Source organism: Methylococcus mesophilus, assembly GCF_026247885.1.
GTDB lineage: Bacteria > Pseudomonadota > Gammaproteobacteria > Methylococcales > Methylococcaceae > Methylococcus > Methylococcus mesophilus.
Window position 1 is genome coordinate 1,488,143 of the sequence record NZ_CP110921.1, and the last position, 15,609, is coordinate 1,503,751.

Here is a 15,609-nt window from a genome sequence, read left to right on the forward strand (position 1 = left end):
GACTACCGATAGGGGTAATAATGGGATTCAATTCGTCCTTGCGCCCGCCCGTGCGCGCATCCGAACCCAATCTCAGCCGCCGCAGTTTTCTCACTCGTGCAGGGATCGCCGCCACCGGGGCCCTGCTGATTCCCAGCTTCGATGCCTACGCGTACTCCTTGAGCAGAGAGCGCACCCTGTATCTCTACAACAAGCATACCGGCGAAGACTTGACCCTGGTATGCTGCCCGGAGCGAAATTACGACCGCGGTCTGCTGCGGCAATTCAGCCACTTCCTTCGGGATCATCACGCCGAGGAAAGCTATCCCATGGATCCGGGGCTGATCGACATTCTCTACGCGATTTCCGCAATGACCCGCTCCAGCGGCACCTTCGAAATCATTTCCGGCTATCGCGCCCCGGAAACCAACCGGATGCTGCGCAAGCACAGCCACGGTGTGGCGGAACACAGCCTGCACATGGAGGGAAAGGCGATTGATCTGCGCATGAGCGACGTCAGCACCCGAGCGATTCGTAAGACCGCGCTGGCGCTGCAGTACGGCGGCGTAGGTTATTACCGCCGCGCCGATTTCGTTCATCTGGACACGGGGCGCATCCGCTCCTGGTAAGGCCCTCGGCCGGACACGCTGGACAGGTCGGGCCCGCTTGCGCAAACTATGCGGGACCCGCCGTACGGTCGCCGGTGCCCTCCGCGGCCGGCCTATCGCTTGCCCGGTTCTTTTCAGGATACTCCGGCCGCGGGACGAGACGGTTCGCCCACCTTTGGAATGGATACTCGCCTACGCATGAAAACCCTGCGCCTCATCCTGCTGTGCTTGATCTTCACCACCGCCCAAAATGCCGCAGCCATGGGACCGAACACGCTGAAGGGCCCCATGAGCTTCATCGAAGTGCTCAATGAGGTATTGATCATGCGGCCGGTCGGCCTGGTGGCCACGATCGTCGGCACGACGCTTTTCCTGGCAACCAGCCCCTTCACCGGCATCGCCTCGGCGGCCGAGCCACACGACGCCTTCCGCAAGGCCGGCGATGCTTTGGTGGTAGGACCGGCGGCGTTTACTTTCTCCCGCCCGTTCGGCGTCTACGGCTACAACCCGAAAGGGGTTTATCCGGACCGCCGGCCGGACTGAGCGCGGAAATTCGCAGGCCATGGATCCCGATTTCTGGCACGAGCGCTGGCAGCAGAAGCAGACGGGCTTTCACCAAATCCAGGTCAATCCGCTGTTGGAAACTATCTGGCCTCGATGCATCGGTCCTGCGCTGCCCAGGGTTTTCGTTCCCCTCTGCGGCAAGTCCCTGGACATGATCTGGCTGCGGAATCGGGGGCATTCCGTACTCGGGAACGAACTCAGCCCCATCGCGGTCGACGAGTTCTTCCGGGAAAACGGCTTGTCGGCGGTTACGACACCGCTCGGAAACGGCTTCGTCCGCGCCGAGAGCGGCGATATAAGCCTACTGTGCGGGAACTATTTCGACTTGACCCCGGACCTCGTCGGCAAGGTCGGAGCGATCTACGACCGGGCAGCGCTGGTGGCGATGCCCCCGGAAATGCAGGGCCGCTACGCCGAGCAGGTCTTCCGGCTGCTGCCGGAAACCCCGCCCATGCTGCTCATTACGCTGGAATACAACGCAGAGGAAATGAGCGGCCCGCCGTTCCCCGTCCCTGAGGAAACGGTGGTTCGCCTGTTCGGACCAGCCTACCGGATCGAGTTGCTGTCGGCGCGCGATGCGTTGGAAGGGAATCCGCAGCTGCGCGCCAAAGGATTGAGCCGCCTGACCGAAAAGGCCTATTGGCTGCAGGCCCAGGCTTCGGCCTGAACCATGAGCGCAGGCTCAGCGGCGCCCGCGGCCGCCCGAGCGTGGCCCCTTGTCCAAGGCGACATAGATCGTCTTGCCTTCGTAATCGGAACCGTCCAGAGCCTCGATGGCCTTGCGGGCCTCGTGGCCTTCCATGCTGACCGAAGCCGTGCCGCGCGCCTTGCCGGTGAACATGTCGCGGCTGAGCTGAAGCTCGAAGACCTTGCCGTAGCCGGTGAACAGTTCCTTGAGGCCCGCCTCGGTCGTTTGGGGCGGTAAATTTCTGACAAAAAGTTTCAACATGTGCTGGGCACCTTCATAAAGGAGGGTCGAGCGGAGCGCTGCGACGAAGCGCAACGTCGCGCTGAGTGAAGAGGAAAAAACAGGCCGCTTGAAGCGGCCTGTTTTCGTCAGTAGCGGTACGCGACAGCGGGCTTGCCGCCCGCACGCCATCCCGGCATAACGAGATGGTGGTTACAGAACCACGACGTTCTCGGCCTGCGGCCCTTTCTGGCCGGCGACCTCGGTGAAGCTCACCCGCTGGCCTTCTTTCAGGGTCTTGAAGCCTTGGCCCTGGATCGAACGGAAATGAACGAAAAGATCACTGCCGTTTTCACGCTGGATGAAACCAAATCCCTTGCTTTCATTGAACCATTTAACGGTTCCCTGTTGCTGTTGTGACATATCGAATCTCTCGAAAAAAATGGGTGGAAACGTAAAGCGTAGTATTACGGCGAGTGGGCAGGTGGAGCGGGTATGGTTCCGGGTGGAACGAACGCTACTGAAACTTGCGTGGCACGGACCCCAATACGACATGGCTAAAGTAAAGTAATTCGGTACCGTTTTCAAGAAAAATCGAAAAATCCGGATCAAGCGCTCACCGAAACGGATGGAAGACGGACAGCCAGCCCCAGTAAACGGCAAGGTTCACCAAGGCCAGGGGCACGCCCGCCATCGCAAACGTGTGGAAGCCAAGCGTAACTCGGTGTTTTTCCGCATGCTGAGCGATGATGACGTTGCTGGCCGCGCCGAGGATCAGAAAATTCCCCGCCACCGTGCTGCCGGCCGCCAAAGCCATCAGCGCCTCGGTCGAAATACCGGCTTCACGCAGCATGGGCAGATAAAGCGCAACCAGAGGCACGTTCGAGACCAGTTGGCTAAGCCCGGCACTCAGGCCGAGGACGGTGGGAACGTCCGTCGGATCCAAAGGCCATCGGACCATCCAGGACTGGATGGCTCCGCTTTGCCAGACGCTCGCCATCAGAACGAACATGGCCGGGAAGAATGCCAGGGTCGGCCAGTCGATCCGCCACAGCACCGACCGCCGTTCCGGGCTAAACAGCAACACGGGGCCTGCCGCGGCGAGGGCGATCCAGCTTAACCGCATCCCCTTCTCGCCGCCTGGCAAATGGCGCCAGGCAATGAGCGCAAACATCAGCCAGAGTCCCGCTCTGGCGAGCTTTGCCAGTTGCCAGTCCAGCATCTCGACGGGCGTATGGACCAGCCGCGCCCCCCGCAGACTGCCGCGGTAAATCCAGCGCAGCCACAACCACGCCAACCCCAGGTTCACCACTGTCGGCACGCCGAGCATGCCAAGAAAAGTCAGAAACGGCTCCGGCAGGCCGGTCATGGTCGCAATCAGCAGATTCTGGGGGTTGCCGATCGGACTCGGAACACTCCCTAGAGTCACCGCAAAGGCCAGCGCAAGCAGCATCATGCGCGGATCGAGATCGTGCTCCCGAGCCAGCCGCAGCACCAGCGGCGTGCCGACGACGGCTACGGTATCGTTCATCAGCAGCGCCGACGCCAAACCGCCGCCGTACAGCACCACCAGGACCAGCCCCTGGGCCGAGCGGACACGGGAAAACCACCGATAAGCCATATAATAAAGGTAGCCGCTCGCCACCAGCGCATGCCCCAACACGAACATCCCGAACAGGAACAGCATGACGTCGGGATCGATCGCCGCAAGCGCCTCGCGCCAGCCGATCTCTCCCGTCGCCAGCACCGCCAGCGCCCCTGCGCACATCGCCTGCCATATCCTGACCGGCAAGCCGCCGATGGTTCGGGCCGCGATCAGACAGAAGACCGCGCCGAGTGTAAAAAGGGAGATATTCATGGCCCACTTTGAGAAAAATTCTGCCTATAGTAGAGGCCGCACACTTCCACACCGGTGTGCCCATCAAACCAAGGAGGCACTATGAAAAAGGCGTATCTTACCCTGCTCGCCGCGGTCGGCTCCGGGATCGTTGTAGTTTCGGCCCAGGCGGGCGAAACGGGGCAGTCCAAGACCAAGGTCAGCATGGAAAACTGCATGCACGCGGCGCTGGCCAAGCGCGCCGGCGAAGTGGTCAAACTGGAGTTTAAGGAGGAACGCGGCGCGCCCACTTATGAATTCGAAGTTCTGGGAGGCGATGGGAAATCCTGGGAACTGGAATGCGACGCCCTGACCGGCAAGATCATCGAGGAAGAGCAGGAGGTCGCCGATGGCGAGGCGCCGCTTTTCAAAACCAAGGCGAGAATCGGGCTGGACGAGGCGAAGAAGATCGCGCTAAGCGCGCATCCCGGCGAGATCGTGGAAGTCGAATACGAAATCGAGTCCGACGGCAATGCGTCCTATGAATTCGACATCAAGACCAAAAGCGGCGAAGTGAAGCTCGAAGTGGATGCCGCGACCGGCAAGATCATCGAAGACGACGAAAAAGAGTTGTATCAGATCGGCAAGGAATGAATCCGCGGCTCTTCCTGACGGAATGCCCGCGAATTTGCGGGCATTCCATTCCCGACGCAACCGATTCGCACCCGGCAAGCGCGACTTGGCCGCTTCCGAGCAAATCGTATCGGACGCGGTGCCGCTAGCAGGCAAACGCCCGCCAGTCAGCGGTCGGTTCAGCCGTGGTGGCCGCCGCTTCCAGTTCCCCCACCAGGGTCGACCCCGCCCCGTCTCTGCGCACCCGCTCGCCCAGCCTCTCCGCCGCCGAGCGAAATCCGGGGTCATCCAGCAAGCACCGGACAGCTTCGGCAATCTCGGCCACGGACGCATCGGGCGAAGACAACAGCCCCGCCCCGCGCGCGACCACGCGGGCTGCATTGTCGTGCTGATCCCGTCCCATGGGCATGCAGAGCATCGGAAGTCCCTGCGCCAGCGCCTTCATCACGGTCCCGTGGCCGCAGTGCGTCACCACCGCCGCCGCCTCGCGCATGACCACCCCGTGTGGCGCCGAACGCACAGCCGCCACGTTGTCAGGAACGCACACTTGCGTTCCTTCCAAAGCCGCTCCCAGCGTCACCAGCCCTCGCACCGGCAGCCGCCCCAGCGCGTCCGCTACGCGGCCAATCGCCCGAACCTGATTCTGGAACGTCGTGCTGAAAGCGACCAGAACCAACGGCCTGGGATCCTCCGGAGACCAGGGTGATTCCCAGCGGCGTACCAGCGGCGGATCGTCCAGTTCGGGGCCGACATAGCGAAAATTCTCGGGCAAGTGATCGGCCGGAAAGTCGAAGGCCGGGCTGGTTGCCAACCAATAGCGGCGAGCCGTGGCCAGTTGCTCGGCCGCGTCGTTCAGCGGCGGGAGACCGAAGGCGCGCCGCGCCGCGTTAACCGCCGGCAAGCCCAGATTGAACATCGCCCGGTTGTCCGCCGCCACCGCCGCATCGCGCTGCCGTTCCTCCTCGTTGCGTGCTGGAAGAAAACCGGGTCCGAAAGGCGGAATTCCCGCCAGCGGATGAATACAGACATGTGACGAGAGCACGGCGTAGGGAACTCCCGCGGCCTCCGCCCCGATCATCGGTCCGAACAGCAGATCGATACTGACCACCAGATCGGGACGGCGATGGCGAATTTCCGCAGCCACGTCACGAGCATACGCCAAGGCGGCGCCACACATGACCCGGTCCCGCAGCCGCCCGAGCCCCTCCGCAGGCGTCAAGCCCTCCCAGTCGCGCACCACCTCGGTCGCCTCCGATTTGTCCGGGCGGTTCGGCGCTTCGCGATAGCCGACGAAATCCGCCCCCGCCGCCTCGATCTCCGGGCGGTTGCAGTCGTCGCTCATGACTCGCACCCGATGGCCGCGGCCTACCAGACGCCTCACGGCACTGAGCAAAGGAGGCATGTCGCCGCCTCCCTCCCAGGCTGCAAACAGGAAATCGGACGATGCTGTGCCGATGTTCACCAGAATTTCTCCTACTGTGTTGGAAATCTCGGGACCTCAGCCGGACTCCAGGAGCCTGCCAGCCATCTCTTCCATGATGTCGACGACCTCTTCCGCCCTCTTGCCCTGATCGCGACGCAGGATTTGCCAAGTGTAAACGTCGGTAATGACGATCAGTTCCAGGACCCGCCGTTCACGCAGGGCCGGCTCGAGCCCCGCCAGCCATCGGTCGAAGCTGCGTTCGACCCAGCGCCTGTGCTCGGCGCGGCCGACATCCAGCCAGACCTTCACCACCGGACTGCGGGTTTCCTGGGCCAGGATGCGGACCACCAGATCCCCTTCCGCTTCATAGTCCGCGATCAGCGCGGCCAGCGTGGACCGAATGTCCGGAGCCGCGGCCTCGCGACGGGGCTTCATTTGCGGGGAAATCAACTCCACTGCCGCTTTCAGCAGCCCTTCCTTCCCGGAAAAGCGCCGGATCACGGTCTGCACGCTCACCCCCGCCGCCTCGGCGACATCGACCAGCGTGATCTCGTCCACCCAGCGCTCCCGCATGAACTTCAGCACCGCTTCCGCGATCCGGCGGTGCGTCTCGGCTGCCGCCTCGGCCCGGGCACCTTGCCGATACTGGCGGGGAACCCCAATGCTTGCCTCATCATTTTTCATGTTAATTATTTTAACACCAACATGCCAGCGTTGGTCAAGCAGGCTCCGTCCTGGCGGGATGACAGACGATACGGGTTCCAACAAGAAGACGGCGGCCGACAAAAATCTTGTTGACGCGCCAGAATTTTTCGCGTTAGCATGATTAACATCAATTTCATTGGACCCACATCAAAGACAAAATACAATTGATTCGACGACCAAGGACCATGACATGCCGACGACCTCTGCCCGACTGGAAATCCAGCAAAGGGATGTGCCGAAGTTTTCCAAACCAGGTATCAATGATGCCATCAAGTTATTATGCACATATCTGATGGCAGGCTGCTGCATCATCTTGCTGATTTCCGAAGTCTTGACTGTCGGAATGGCGGCGATTTTCGCGACCAAGATATTGGATTTATTTGGTTATCCGCTGCAGCTCCCCACCATTCGATAAGCCGACCAAAACCAAACCAACAGGAGATCCCTGATGATAAAGATCGCAACATGCTTAACCGCCGGCTGCCTGCTGAGCGCAAACGCCCTCGGCGGCGAAGTTCTGCCACTGCTACGGAGCGCTCCGGAAAAGGTCGGCCTGGAAATCGCGCCGGTGCCTCTCAAATATACCCGGAAGAATCGAAGCCTCGTGGGTCTGGGCAGCTACCTCGTCAATGCCGTGGGGGCCTGCAACGACTGCCATACCGCTCCTCCTTATGCCGACGGCGGCGACCCATATGCAGGCGAAACCGCCCGAGTGAATGCGGAGAATTATCTGGCCGGAGGAATACCATTCGGGCCGGTGATATCACCCAATATTACTCCGGATGAAAACGGCTTGCCCGCCGGCCTGGGGTTCGACGAGTTCAGAAGCGTCATGCGGACGGGCCGGGACCCTGACGAGCCGGAGCGGCTTTTGCAGGTCATGCCATGGCCGGCATACGCAAATTTGACCGAATATGACCTGAGGGCCATTTATGAATACCTCAAGGCCGTTCCACATGCCGAACCTGAAAGTCCTATTTAGGCTTAAGCAGCGGCAAATCAACAATAGGGAGAATTAGATATGCTATTCATAGCCGCCCTGATAGCCATGATCGCAGCCGCCGTATTCGGCTTGGTACTGATATCCGAATCCTAGAGATATCCGCAAGAAGCGGGCACGGACCGCCCGCCTCGACGTAAAAACTTATCTCCCGCTCTCAAGGCTTTTCTTGAGATTGTCCAACCCTGCGCGGAAGAACTTCTGCATCGCCGCCACGGCGGCCTCGTCGTTCAGCTCGTCCGGCGGGAAGTTGCCGGTATCGCCGCGGTAGAGCCGGCTTTTCCATTCGACCTGACTGCCGGTCTCGGTCGCCGTGAGCTTGAGTACGGCGGAGTAGGAACTGGCAGGCAGCGCCTTGACGTTGTCCTTGCCCAGCCGGTAGGTGTATTCGTGGGCCGCCGGGTCGTAGGCATCGAGTTCCTCGGTGAGTTGCTCTCCGTTGGGGAAATAGAGGGTACGCTTCTCGCCGGTGGCGTTGCCGCCGGTGCTTTCGCTCTTGGCCAGAGCGGGATTCCACTGGGCGATGGTGCCGAAATCCTTCAAGGCGTTCCAGACCTTGTCGACGGGAGCCGCGATCTCCACGGTCTCGACGACCTTCTGGGGAGTGGGGCCGTGCGCCAGCGAAACGGAGGCGAACAACAGCGCGGCCAGGACCAGTATCGGTTTCATGAGGTTTCTCCTTGTTCTTCAGTTTGCGGTTGGAAATCGAAGGCGCGGGAGCAGCGTCCGCAGATACACTCCAGCCAGCACGCCGAGCGCCAGGGCAGCGGGAATCCAGCGGACGTCGGCGGCGACCCGCTGGCGGTGCGCCAATGCCGGTGCCGTGAGGGCACGGGCCAGCCCTTCCGGCGCCTCCAGGCGGTGGTAGCCCAGGCCGGCGGCTTCGGCGAGTTGCCGCAGATATGCCTCCTTGAGCTGGGACAGGTGTTCCGTGCCCCCGGCTCTTTCGCTGCCGAAGGGGGCGTTGCGGGCGTGGTAGCCCTCGATCTGCTCGGGCGGCAGTTCCGACAGGCCGAAGCTCGAGCGCTGCGGGACTTCGTCCTCGCCATAAACACCCGAGCGCCGGCCCGACTCGTCGTACTTGGGGATGGGCGAGAGCCCCGAGTCCCCGACCCCCACGATCAGCCCCCGGACCTTCCCGCTCAGATCGGCGAAATCGGGCCGGTAGCGCGGGTTGAGCGGCGGCGCCTCGTGGCCGTCGGTGACGAAGACCACGTCGGCGTCACCGCGCCCCAGCAGTTCCAGAGTGTTGCGCAGGCCCGCGGCGATCAGGCTGTCGGCAGCCCAGGCCATGCGCCAGTCGAGCTGTTCAATGGCAGCGCTGATGGCGGAAAAGCCGGCGCAGGTTTCGATCGGCTCGAACAGCAGCGCCGGCTCGCGTTCGGTGAAGACGCCCAGTCCCAGGGTGGAACCGCAGGGCAGGTCCGCCGCGGCGCGGATCAGGCTTTGCCGGACGAATTCCAGCCGCGACACGGCGCGCCCGCCTTGCCGGTAGTCCTCGACGTTCATGCTGCGGGTGATGTCGACGATGACGATGTGGCTGAACACCGGTCTCTCCAGCGCCAGCCGGAGTGGGAAACAGGCGGCCACGGCCAGGACGAGGGCCGCAATCAGGCCGGCGAAAACCGGATCGGCAACGCGCTGCCGCCAGATGCTCAAGGCAAGCCTCGCGGGAATCCGGGCAACCCGGTCCACAGCCGCTTGGATTCGGCCTTGGGCGGCTCGTCGTCGGCATTGCTGACCCGATCCATCTCCGGCATGAGGCGCATGGCCACTTCCAGGTTGTATTTGGCATCCCAGTGGCCGGGCGCCAGCAGCAGGGTGCGCCGGTAGGCTTCCTTGGCCAGTTCGGCGAAGATCCGGGCCTGGTCGATTTCCGATTTTTCGACGCGGTCCAGAGCCTGGGCAAGCTGCAGATTGCCCTGGTTGTAATACACGTCGGCGCGGAAGGGCGCATCGCCCTGGGTCTCCAGCAGGTTCAGCAGCTCCAGCGCATCGCCGAAGCGCTCGTGCCGCACGAAATACACGGCGCGCGCCAACAAGACCGAATAAGATGCCGCCGCCAGCCGTTCCGGGGCGATGTCGTGCCCGCCCAGCAGCTCCGCAACATCGGCATTGGCCGCCGCGGCCTTCCGCCATTGCCTGAGCTCCAGCAGCGCCGACAAGGCCAGCATCAGGGCCAGTCCGGCTGCGATCCGAACGCGCCAATCGCCTCTCACCGCGCCACCTCCATGCCCTTCGCGGCGACCAGCCAGGCCAGCGCCAGCGCCGCCGCCAGATAACAAAAGGCTTGCAGATCCCGCCGCGGCACCCGCTCGGCATAGCGCAGCGGCCGCTGCTCCTCGCGGTCGACGTCGGCGATGGCGCGCTTCAGGGCGTCGGCGTCTTCCGCCTCGTAGGCGCGGTAGGGGATGCCTAAACTGCTGAAAAAGAGATGCAGATAGCGCTCGGGCCGCGCCTGGGCGTTGTCGTCCTCCGGGTTGTCCGGAGTTTCGAAGATACCGTGGCTGCCCGCGGTGCGCAGGAATATCCAGTACAGCCGTATGCCCTTCTCCTTGAACCAGCGGCGCAGCTTCAGCTCGCTGTCCGGGTCCACCTCGGCGGCGCCGTCGGACACCAGCAGGACGATGCGCGAACCTGCGGTCGGCTCGTCGCCGAAATACGAAAGCGCCATCGCCAGGCCCTTGCTCACATGCGTCTGCGCCAAGCCCGGCAGCTTCATGGCGTGGACCGCCGCCAGCACCGCAGCCTTGTTATCGGTCAGCGGCAGCACGAACAGCGGAGAGGTGCTGAAAGCGGCGACCCCGACCAGATCGTTGCGTCCGCTCGAGACGAAGCCGCTCAAGAGGCGCTCGGCCGCGGCGGACTTGGATTCCTCACCCCCCGCGGGGGTCCGCCCGGCGAAGCTGTCGTCCATGCTGCGGCTGCGGTCCAGCAGCAGCACCAAGTGGGCGCCGTAGCCCGTGCGTTCGACCGTGTACTCGCGCCGGTGCAGGCCCGCGCTGCCCAGCAGCAGAGCCAGGATGGCGCCGGCGCCGGCCACGCGCAGACTCAGGTCCACGGCACGCGATGCGGCATCGGCGGGCAACAGTGCGTGCCAGGAGCACGGGGCGGGACGCAGCGGCAGCCGCCACAACGGAAGCAGCGTCAGCGGCAGGCCCCACAGCCAGTACGGCGTGTCCAGCGCCCAATCGGTCATGGCCGCCTCCTTTCGGCAAGCTGGCAGGAACGGGCCAACGCCTCCATGCGCATCAGGTCGAACGGCGGCACCGGTGCGCCCTCCCCGAAGAAGACTTCGTACGATGCCAGGAAGAAATCCCGGATCTCATTGCGTAAAGGATCGTAGGCCGGATGGCCCCGGAAGAACTCGTCCAGCCCTTCGATGAACAGCGGCTCGGCTAAAGTTTGATTGAATGCTTGATGCAGACAGGAAAAACCTTTGAGCAAGGCTTCCCGGCTGTCTTCCTGTCCGCGCAGGCGCCGCAGCATCCGGCAGGCCTCGGCGAAGTAACGGCCGCGCAGGCCGAACGGCAGCCAGGCGCCCAGATAGGCCCACCAGGCCAGCGCGCCCGTGGCTGCGAGGCCGGAACTGACGCTCGCGGCGGCAGGGCCAAGAGTCGGCAGCGGCGCCGGTGCGGCGTCCGGGCGCATCGACAGGCCTTCCGCGCGCAGCACCGACAGTTCCCGGATCGGCGCGGTGGTGAAAGTCCAGTCCGGGACCGCCAACCGCTCGCCCGAACCGGCCAATTGCAGCTCGAAGCCGGGAATCGTGAGGTTCTTCACTTCCAGGGGCGCATAGAAGGTCTGGTATTCCAGCGTCAGTATCCGGCGCTTGCCATCGCGGTGAACTTCGACCCGCCGCAGCATCAGCCAGCGGTTGATCCAGCCTTCCCTGGGCAGGGACGCAGCCTCTATCCCCTGCCCCGCATCGGTTTCAATCCGCACTTCGTGGCGTATGAGATCGCCGATGACGTAGCCGAAGGCGCGGGGCGTGTCGAACGCGAATGCCCTCACACCGGGCGGCAACTCGGCGGCCGGCGCCAGGCAGCACCACAGCCCCAGGAGGAGAGATATCGAATGGCGAAGCACCGGCAACATCAGCCTGCATGGAAATAGCGGGTGACCGCGTCGGGATCGAAACCGCCGGACAGAAACAGCGGTTCCCTGCCGAAGCCGCGCAGCGTCGCCACCAAACGGTCGCGGCGCTCCTGGAAGGTCTGCGACAAGCGGGTGCGCAAGGCTGGTCGCAGCCACATCAGCCGCTCCATGCCGTTCTCCATGTCCTGCATCCGGGCCAGACCGGAAGCCTCCGGCGCCGACTCCTCCGGGTCCCAGAGCACCACCGGCACGACGTCGTGATGCGCCAGCGACTCCATGACCTGTTTCAAGAAGCCCAAGGGAAAGTGAAAATCCGACAGCAGGAACACCAATCCGCGCCGCGACGGCATATAGCGGACCGCGTGCAACAGCCCGCGCGCGCTGCCGCCCGTAGGCCGGAAACCGCGCAGACGCTCCGCCAGCTTCAATGCCGCACCCACCTGCCGGGTCGGCGGCAGCAGGAAATCCGGAGCGCTGCGGTCGGACAGCCCGACGAAGCCCATGGCATCCCCTGTCCGGTTCGAGGACAGCGCCAGTCCCTCGGTGAAATCCGCCAGCCAGGCCGTTTTCGACACGCGCCCGCGGTAGCCCATCGAGGCGGACAAGTCCGCCAAGGCGTAAACCGCGATGCGCCCTCGCTGCTCGTGCAGGCGTACCCAGAAGTGCCCGGCGGGGTCGCCGAGGCTGGCCCGCAGATGCAGCCTGCGGGGATCGGGATGCGCCTGAAACGGCACCAGCCGCTGAAAGGCATGCACGCCGCCGCCCTGCCGGCTGGGATGGGCGCCCGGCTGGACGCCGTCGGTTCGCCAGGCCAGCCGGTAATGGAATTCCTTGCGCTTCATGGCGCCGCGATCTGGCGGATCAGCTTGCCCACCAGCTCCGGAATCAGCTCGGCGCGGCGGTATTCGTAGACCGGTTTGAGGAAGATGCGGTGGCCGACCGCCGGGGCGAACACGTATTGCACGTCCTCCGGCTCGACCCGGTCCCGGCCGCTCAACCAAGCCTGCACCCGCGCCAGCCGGACCAGGTAGCTCATGCCGCGGGGGCTGGCGCCGGCCTCGATCATGTCGCCGGAATCCGCCTCGTGCTGAACGATGCCGAAATCCTCCGGCCGCCGGGTCGCGCGCCAGAGATCCTGCACGTAGGCTCTGAGACGGGCGCTGACGTGGATGCCGCCTTGCAGGACGTCGGCGATGCCGTTGAGTTCGCGGAACGAGAGCGTATCGGCCGGCGCGGACTCGACCAGCCGGTCGGGATCGTAGAAGCGCGGGTCGAACAGGATTTGGTCGATATGCGCCGCATCGGTCGGCGGCTCGATGGCGATTTCGAGCATGAAGCGGTCGCGCGCGGCCGCGGGCAGCTCGAAGGTCTCCTCCTTTTCCACCCGGTTGCGGTCGGCGAACACCTGCAGGTGGGGAAACCGGAACTCGCGGTTGAAGGCCGACACGCTGCGCTCGGCCATGACCCGCAGCAACAGGGAATGCACCTGGGGCCGGGCACGGTTGATCTCGTTGAAGAAGAAGATGGAAAGCTGCTCGCCGTGCTTGAGCAAGGGCCCCGGCGCGACGCCCGGCCGGCCGTGCTCGTCCAGGTAGGTGTAATAGACCAGATCGTTCGGCATCAGGTCGATAGTGCCCTCGATCCGCTCGTAGTCGCCGCCGATGCCGCGCGCCACCGCACGGAGCAAGGTCGTCTTGCCGACGCCGACGCCGCCTTCCAGCAGCGCATGGCCGCGGGCGAACACGGCCAGGGTCAGCAGCCGGATCGGGCGATCCTGCCCGAGCACGACTTGCCGCAGACCCTGTTCGAAGCGCTGGGCGCGTTCCAGGCTGTCGGCAAGTGGGTTGTCTAGATTCATGAGTGAATGCCGATCGGCGGGCTTCAAGATTGAGGCGGGTTTGGACAATCCGCCCAAAGCGTCTGGCAATCGTCATACCGGCAGGGAATGCCGGTATCCAGGTCACAGGGATGTGCAGGGCCGCCCTCCATGGCCTCTGGGTTCCGGCGGTCCCTGCCGGAACGACGCGCGTTTCTTAAACTGACGGTGCCAAGCATTCAGCGGCGACGCATACCGCTCCCGTCATTTGATGTCTTCAACCTTGTAGACGAACTTGCCGGTCCTGGCGTAGTTCTCCACGCGCTTCTGGTTGCGCGCTTCCATCGCCTTGATCGACTCCGACTGCTTGTTGAGCTCGTTCGGATCGTGCTTGGGGTCGTACTTGCTGCCGGCGACCTTGTCCGGAAAACCGGGCTTGGGCTCCCAGCACACGCCGGGCGCCTTGCAATTGGTGCCGTCGTAGGCTTGGGCGCCCGTAGCGAACAGGGCGGCGGCTGCAGCCACCGCGAGAGTCGTTTTCTGCATCATGAGGAAGTCCTCCTGTTGGGGGTAGAGATTGCGGGAGATATCACTTCAGCCATTCGGCCTTGGCGGGATCGCCTTTATAGACGCTGCGCGTCCAGGCCATGACCTTGAGCATGTCGTCGTTGTTCAGGTTGACGTATTGCGGCCCCATCATGCCCTGGGCGCCGCCGAACAGAATTTCGAACAAACCCGCGTCGGTGGCCGCACGGGGGTAGGTCCAATAATCGTCCGCCAAACCCGGCCCGAGTTTGCCTTCGGCCTCATGGCCGTGGCAGCCGGAGCAGGCCGACAGATACAGGCTATGGCCTTTATCGATGGCATCCTTGTTGCCGTTATAGGGGTTCTTGCCGGTCTGCAGGAACTGCTTGACGGCCTCGGTATCGCCTCCCGCCTTGGCATAGGACAAGTCCAGCGTCTCGCCGGTGATGGCGTGGCGCAGGGTGATGTCCGCCTGCACGGGCAGTGCCAGCAAACCGGCGGCGCACAAACCGGCCGCGCCGAGTTTCACTCTTCTAAGATTCATTTCTTCAGCCTTTCCTTTGATCGTTGGAAGCCGTCTTGGCCGGCTTTTCATCCAGGGGCAGCAGCGGAATGCCTTCCGCCTTGAGCACCGCATTCACTTCCTTGCCGTGTTTGGCCAGGACCTGGTCGATCTGCTTGAGCAGAGCCTCCTCGCCTTTGCGCACGCCGATGGCGGTCGAGTAGTGATGCGGCACCTTCTCGCCGTCGGAACGCAGGTTGTCGTCCGGGATGACCGTCATGGCCAGCCCCTGCCCCGCGTCCTTGACGTAGCGCGCCGCCGCCGGCCCCCACAGCACCGCGACTTCGGCGTTGCCGTTGGCGACTTCCGCCACCAGCTTGGCCGGGTCGTAGCGCACATACTGGTTGCGCCGCGACTTGAAACCGACCAGTGAGTGCATGTAGTTGAACATGTCGTTATAGCGGCCGATCTTGCGGATCATCGTCTCGGCCGGGGTGTCCGGCATGAACGCGATCTGCTTCACAGTCTTCAGCGCCGGGCTGTTCCAGTCCTTGATGTTCAGCCCCTTGTCCTTGCGGTATACGAAGACGTAGCCGGACCGGTAATACGGCGTGCTGGTCAACATCCGCGGATCGCCTGCGTCGACGCCGATGACCACGTCGCACAAGCCCTTGTCCAGGGAATCACGGACGAAATAGCGGGCGTCCGTCCACCACACGTTCTCGACCGGTCGCCCCAACTCCTTTCCGATGAGCTCGGCCAGCTTGTTTTCGAAGCCCTGGCCGGCCTTGTCCGAATACGGCATCTCGTTTTCCGCGGAGCAGACTTTGAGCGGCTCCGCATTCTTCGCTGCCTGCACGCCGCCCGAAACCGCGAGGGCAGCGATCAGCCCCGCGGCGGCAATACGGTTCATTCGCATGATTTATCCTTATCAATGGCAAAGGGTGGAATCAGCCCCGCAGCAATGCCCTTCAACTGATCCGTCATGCCGGCAGGGAAGCCGGCATCCAGGACACAAGGACGTGATCCCGGT

21 protein-coding genes are annotated in these 15,609 nt (G+C 63.5%); 6 read left to right on the forward strand and 15 right to left on the reverse strand.

Annotated elements, in window-relative coordinates; all coding sequences use genetic code 11:
• The first annotated feature begins 20 nt into the window (after window positions 1-20).
• The 3 genes from OOT43_RS06825 to OOT43_RS06835 all read left to right on the forward strand — a co-directional run bounded on the left by OOT43_RS06825 (window position 21) and on the right by OOT43_RS06835 (window position 1,818).
• Window positions 21-608 carry a YcbK family protein gene (locus OOT43_RS06825; protein ID WP_266024086.1) on the forward strand — a complete coding sequence of 196 codons (588 nt, stop codon included), beginning with the start codon at window positions 21-23 and terminating at the stop codon, window positions 606-608.
• Window positions 609-785: 177 nt separating this feature from the next.
• Window positions 786-1,130: a hypothetical protein gene (locus tag OOT43_RS06830; protein ID WP_266024087.1), complete on the forward strand. Its 345-nt coding sequence runs from the start codon at window positions 786-788 to the stop codon at window positions 1,128-1,130.
• A 19-nt stretch (window positions 1,131-1,149) separates the two neighbouring features.
• Window positions 1,150-1,818 carry a thiopurine S-methyltransferase gene (locus OOT43_RS06835; protein WP_266024088.1) on the forward strand — a complete coding sequence of 223 codons (669 nt, stop codon included), beginning with the start codon at window positions 1,150-1,152 and terminating at the stop codon, window positions 1,816-1,818.
• A gap of 15 nt (window positions 1,819-1,833) precedes the next feature.
• Here OOT43_RS06835 and OOT43_RS06840 read toward each other — a convergent pair whose 3' ends face one another.
• The 3 genes from OOT43_RS06840 to OOT43_RS06850 all read right to left on the reverse strand — a co-directional run bounded on the left by OOT43_RS06840 (window position 1,834) and on the right by OOT43_RS06850 (window position 3,916).
• Window positions 1,834-2,100, reverse strand: coding sequence for an RNA recognition motif domain-containing protein (locus tag OOT43_RS06840; RefSeq protein WP_026045904.1), 267 nt, complete (start codon window positions 2,098-2,100; stop codon window positions 1,834-1,836).
• A gap of 171 nt (window positions 2,101-2,271) precedes the next feature.
• Window positions 2,272-2,481, reverse strand: a complete 210-nt coding sequence (locus OOT43_RS06845; RefSeq protein ID WP_010960118.1) for a cold-shock protein — start codon at window positions 2,479-2,481, stop codon at window positions 2,272-2,274.
• 193 nt (window positions 2,482-2,674) lie between these two features.
• On the reverse strand, window positions 2,675-3,916 hold the full coding sequence (locus OOT43_RS06850) for an ArsB/NhaD family transporter (RefSeq protein ID WP_266024091.1): 1,242 nt from the start codon (window positions 3,914-3,916) through the stop codon (window positions 2,675-2,677).
• A gap of 81 nt (window positions 3,917-3,997) precedes the next feature.
• Here OOT43_RS06850 and OOT43_RS06855 point away from each other — a divergent pair, with 81 nt between their 5' ends.
• The gene (locus tag OOT43_RS06855; RefSeq protein WP_198323742.1) at window positions 3,998-4,528 is read left to right on the forward strand and encodes a PepSY domain-containing protein; all 531 of its coding nucleotides are present in this window, start codon (window positions 3,998-4,000) and stop codon (window positions 4,526-4,528) included.
• Between the two features lie 124 nt (window positions 4,529-4,652).
• Here the strand turns inward: OOT43_RS06855 and OOT43_RS06860 are convergent, their stop codons facing one another.
• Window positions 4,653-5,969: a glycosyltransferase gene (locus OOT43_RS06860; RefSeq protein WP_266024092.1), complete on the reverse strand. Its 1,317-nt coding sequence runs from the start codon at window positions 5,967-5,969 to the stop codon at window positions 4,653-4,655.
• 36 nt (window positions 5,970-6,005) lie between these two features.
• On the reverse strand, window positions 6,006-6,614 hold the full coding sequence (locus OOT43_RS06865) for a TetR/AcrR family transcriptional regulator (RefSeq protein WP_266024093.1): 609 nt from the start codon (window positions 6,612-6,614) through the stop codon (window positions 6,006-6,008).
• A gap of 211 nt (window positions 6,615-6,825) precedes the next feature.
• Here OOT43_RS06865 and OOT43_RS06870 point away from each other — a divergent pair, with 211 nt between their 5' ends.
• The gene (locus tag OOT43_RS06870; RefSeq protein ID WP_266024094.1) at window positions 6,826-7,050 is read left to right on the forward strand and encodes a hypothetical protein; all 225 of its coding nucleotides are present in this window, start codon (window positions 6,826-6,828) and stop codon (window positions 7,048-7,050) included.
• Window positions 7,051-7,083: 33 nt separating this feature from the next.
• Window positions 7,084-7,617: a hypothetical protein gene (locus OOT43_RS06875; protein ID WP_266024095.1), complete on the forward strand. Its 534-nt coding sequence runs from the start codon at window positions 7,084-7,086 to the stop codon at window positions 7,615-7,617.
• A gap of 162 nt (window positions 7,618-7,779) precedes the next feature.
• Here the strand turns inward: OOT43_RS06875 and OOT43_RS06880 are convergent, their stop codons facing one another.
• The 10 genes from OOT43_RS06880 to moxJ form a co-directional block, all read right to left on the reverse strand.
• Window positions 7,780-8,304, reverse strand: a complete 525-nt coding sequence (locus OOT43_RS06880; protein WP_266024096.1) for an SRPBCC family protein — start codon at window positions 8,302-8,304, stop codon at window positions 7,780-7,782.
• Window positions 8,305-8,322: 18 nt separating this feature from the next.
• Window positions 8,323-9,294, reverse strand: coding sequence for a vWA domain-containing protein (locus OOT43_RS06885; protein ID WP_266024097.1), 972 nt, complete (start codon window positions 9,292-9,294; stop codon window positions 8,323-8,325).
• Window positions 9,291-9,854, reverse strand: a complete 564-nt coding sequence (locus OOT43_RS06890) for an MxaK protein (protein ID WP_266024098.1) — start codon at window positions 9,852-9,854, stop codon at window positions 9,291-9,293. Before OOT43_RS06890 ends, OOT43_RS06885 begins: the two co-directional genes overlap by 4 nt.
• The gene (locus OOT43_RS06895; protein ID WP_266024099.1) at window positions 9,851-10,834 is read right to left on the reverse strand and encodes a vWA domain-containing protein; all 984 of its coding nucleotides are present in this window, start codon (window positions 10,832-10,834) and stop codon (window positions 9,851-9,853) included. Before OOT43_RS06895 ends, OOT43_RS06890 begins: the two co-directional genes overlap by 4 nt.
• The gene (locus OOT43_RS06900) at window positions 10,831-11,733 is read right to left on the reverse strand and encodes a nonribosomal peptide synthetase MxaA (RefSeq protein WP_266024100.1); all 903 of its coding nucleotides are present in this window, start codon (window positions 11,731-11,733) and stop codon (window positions 10,831-10,833) included. Before OOT43_RS06900 ends, OOT43_RS06895 begins: the two co-directional genes overlap by 4 nt.
• On the reverse strand, window positions 11,733-12,575 hold the full coding sequence (locus tag OOT43_RS06905) for a DUF58 domain-containing protein (protein ID WP_266024101.1): 843 nt from the start codon (window positions 12,573-12,575) through the stop codon (window positions 11,733-11,735). Before OOT43_RS06905 ends, OOT43_RS06900 begins: the two co-directional genes overlap by 1 nt.
• A complete protein-coding gene (locus OOT43_RS06910; RefSeq protein WP_266024103.1) occupies window positions 12,572-13,591 on the reverse strand; it encodes an AAA family ATPase in 1,020 nt (339 codons plus the stop codon). The genes OOT43_RS06905 and OOT43_RS06910 overlap by 4 nt, the downstream gene beginning before the upstream one ends.
• A 222-nt stretch (window positions 13,592-13,813) precedes the next feature.
• A complete protein-coding gene (locus OOT43_RS06915) occupies window positions 13,814-14,095 on the reverse strand; it encodes a methanol dehydrogenase [cytochrome c] subunit (protein ID WP_266024849.1) in 282 nt (93 codons plus the stop codon).
• 43 nt (window positions 14,096-14,138) lie between these two features.
• Window positions 14,139-14,618, reverse strand: coding sequence for a cytochrome c(L), periplasmic (moxG, locus tag OOT43_RS06920; RefSeq protein WP_266024104.1), 480 nt, complete (start codon window positions 14,616-14,618; stop codon window positions 14,139-14,141).
• Between the two features lie 4 nt (window positions 14,619-14,622).
• Entirely contained in the window at window positions 14,623-15,495 is an 873-nt protein-coding gene (moxJ, locus tag OOT43_RS06925) for a methanol oxidation system protein MoxJ (RefSeq protein ID WP_394358038.1), read from the reverse strand.
• Window positions 15,496-15,609: the final 114 nt, after the last annotated feature.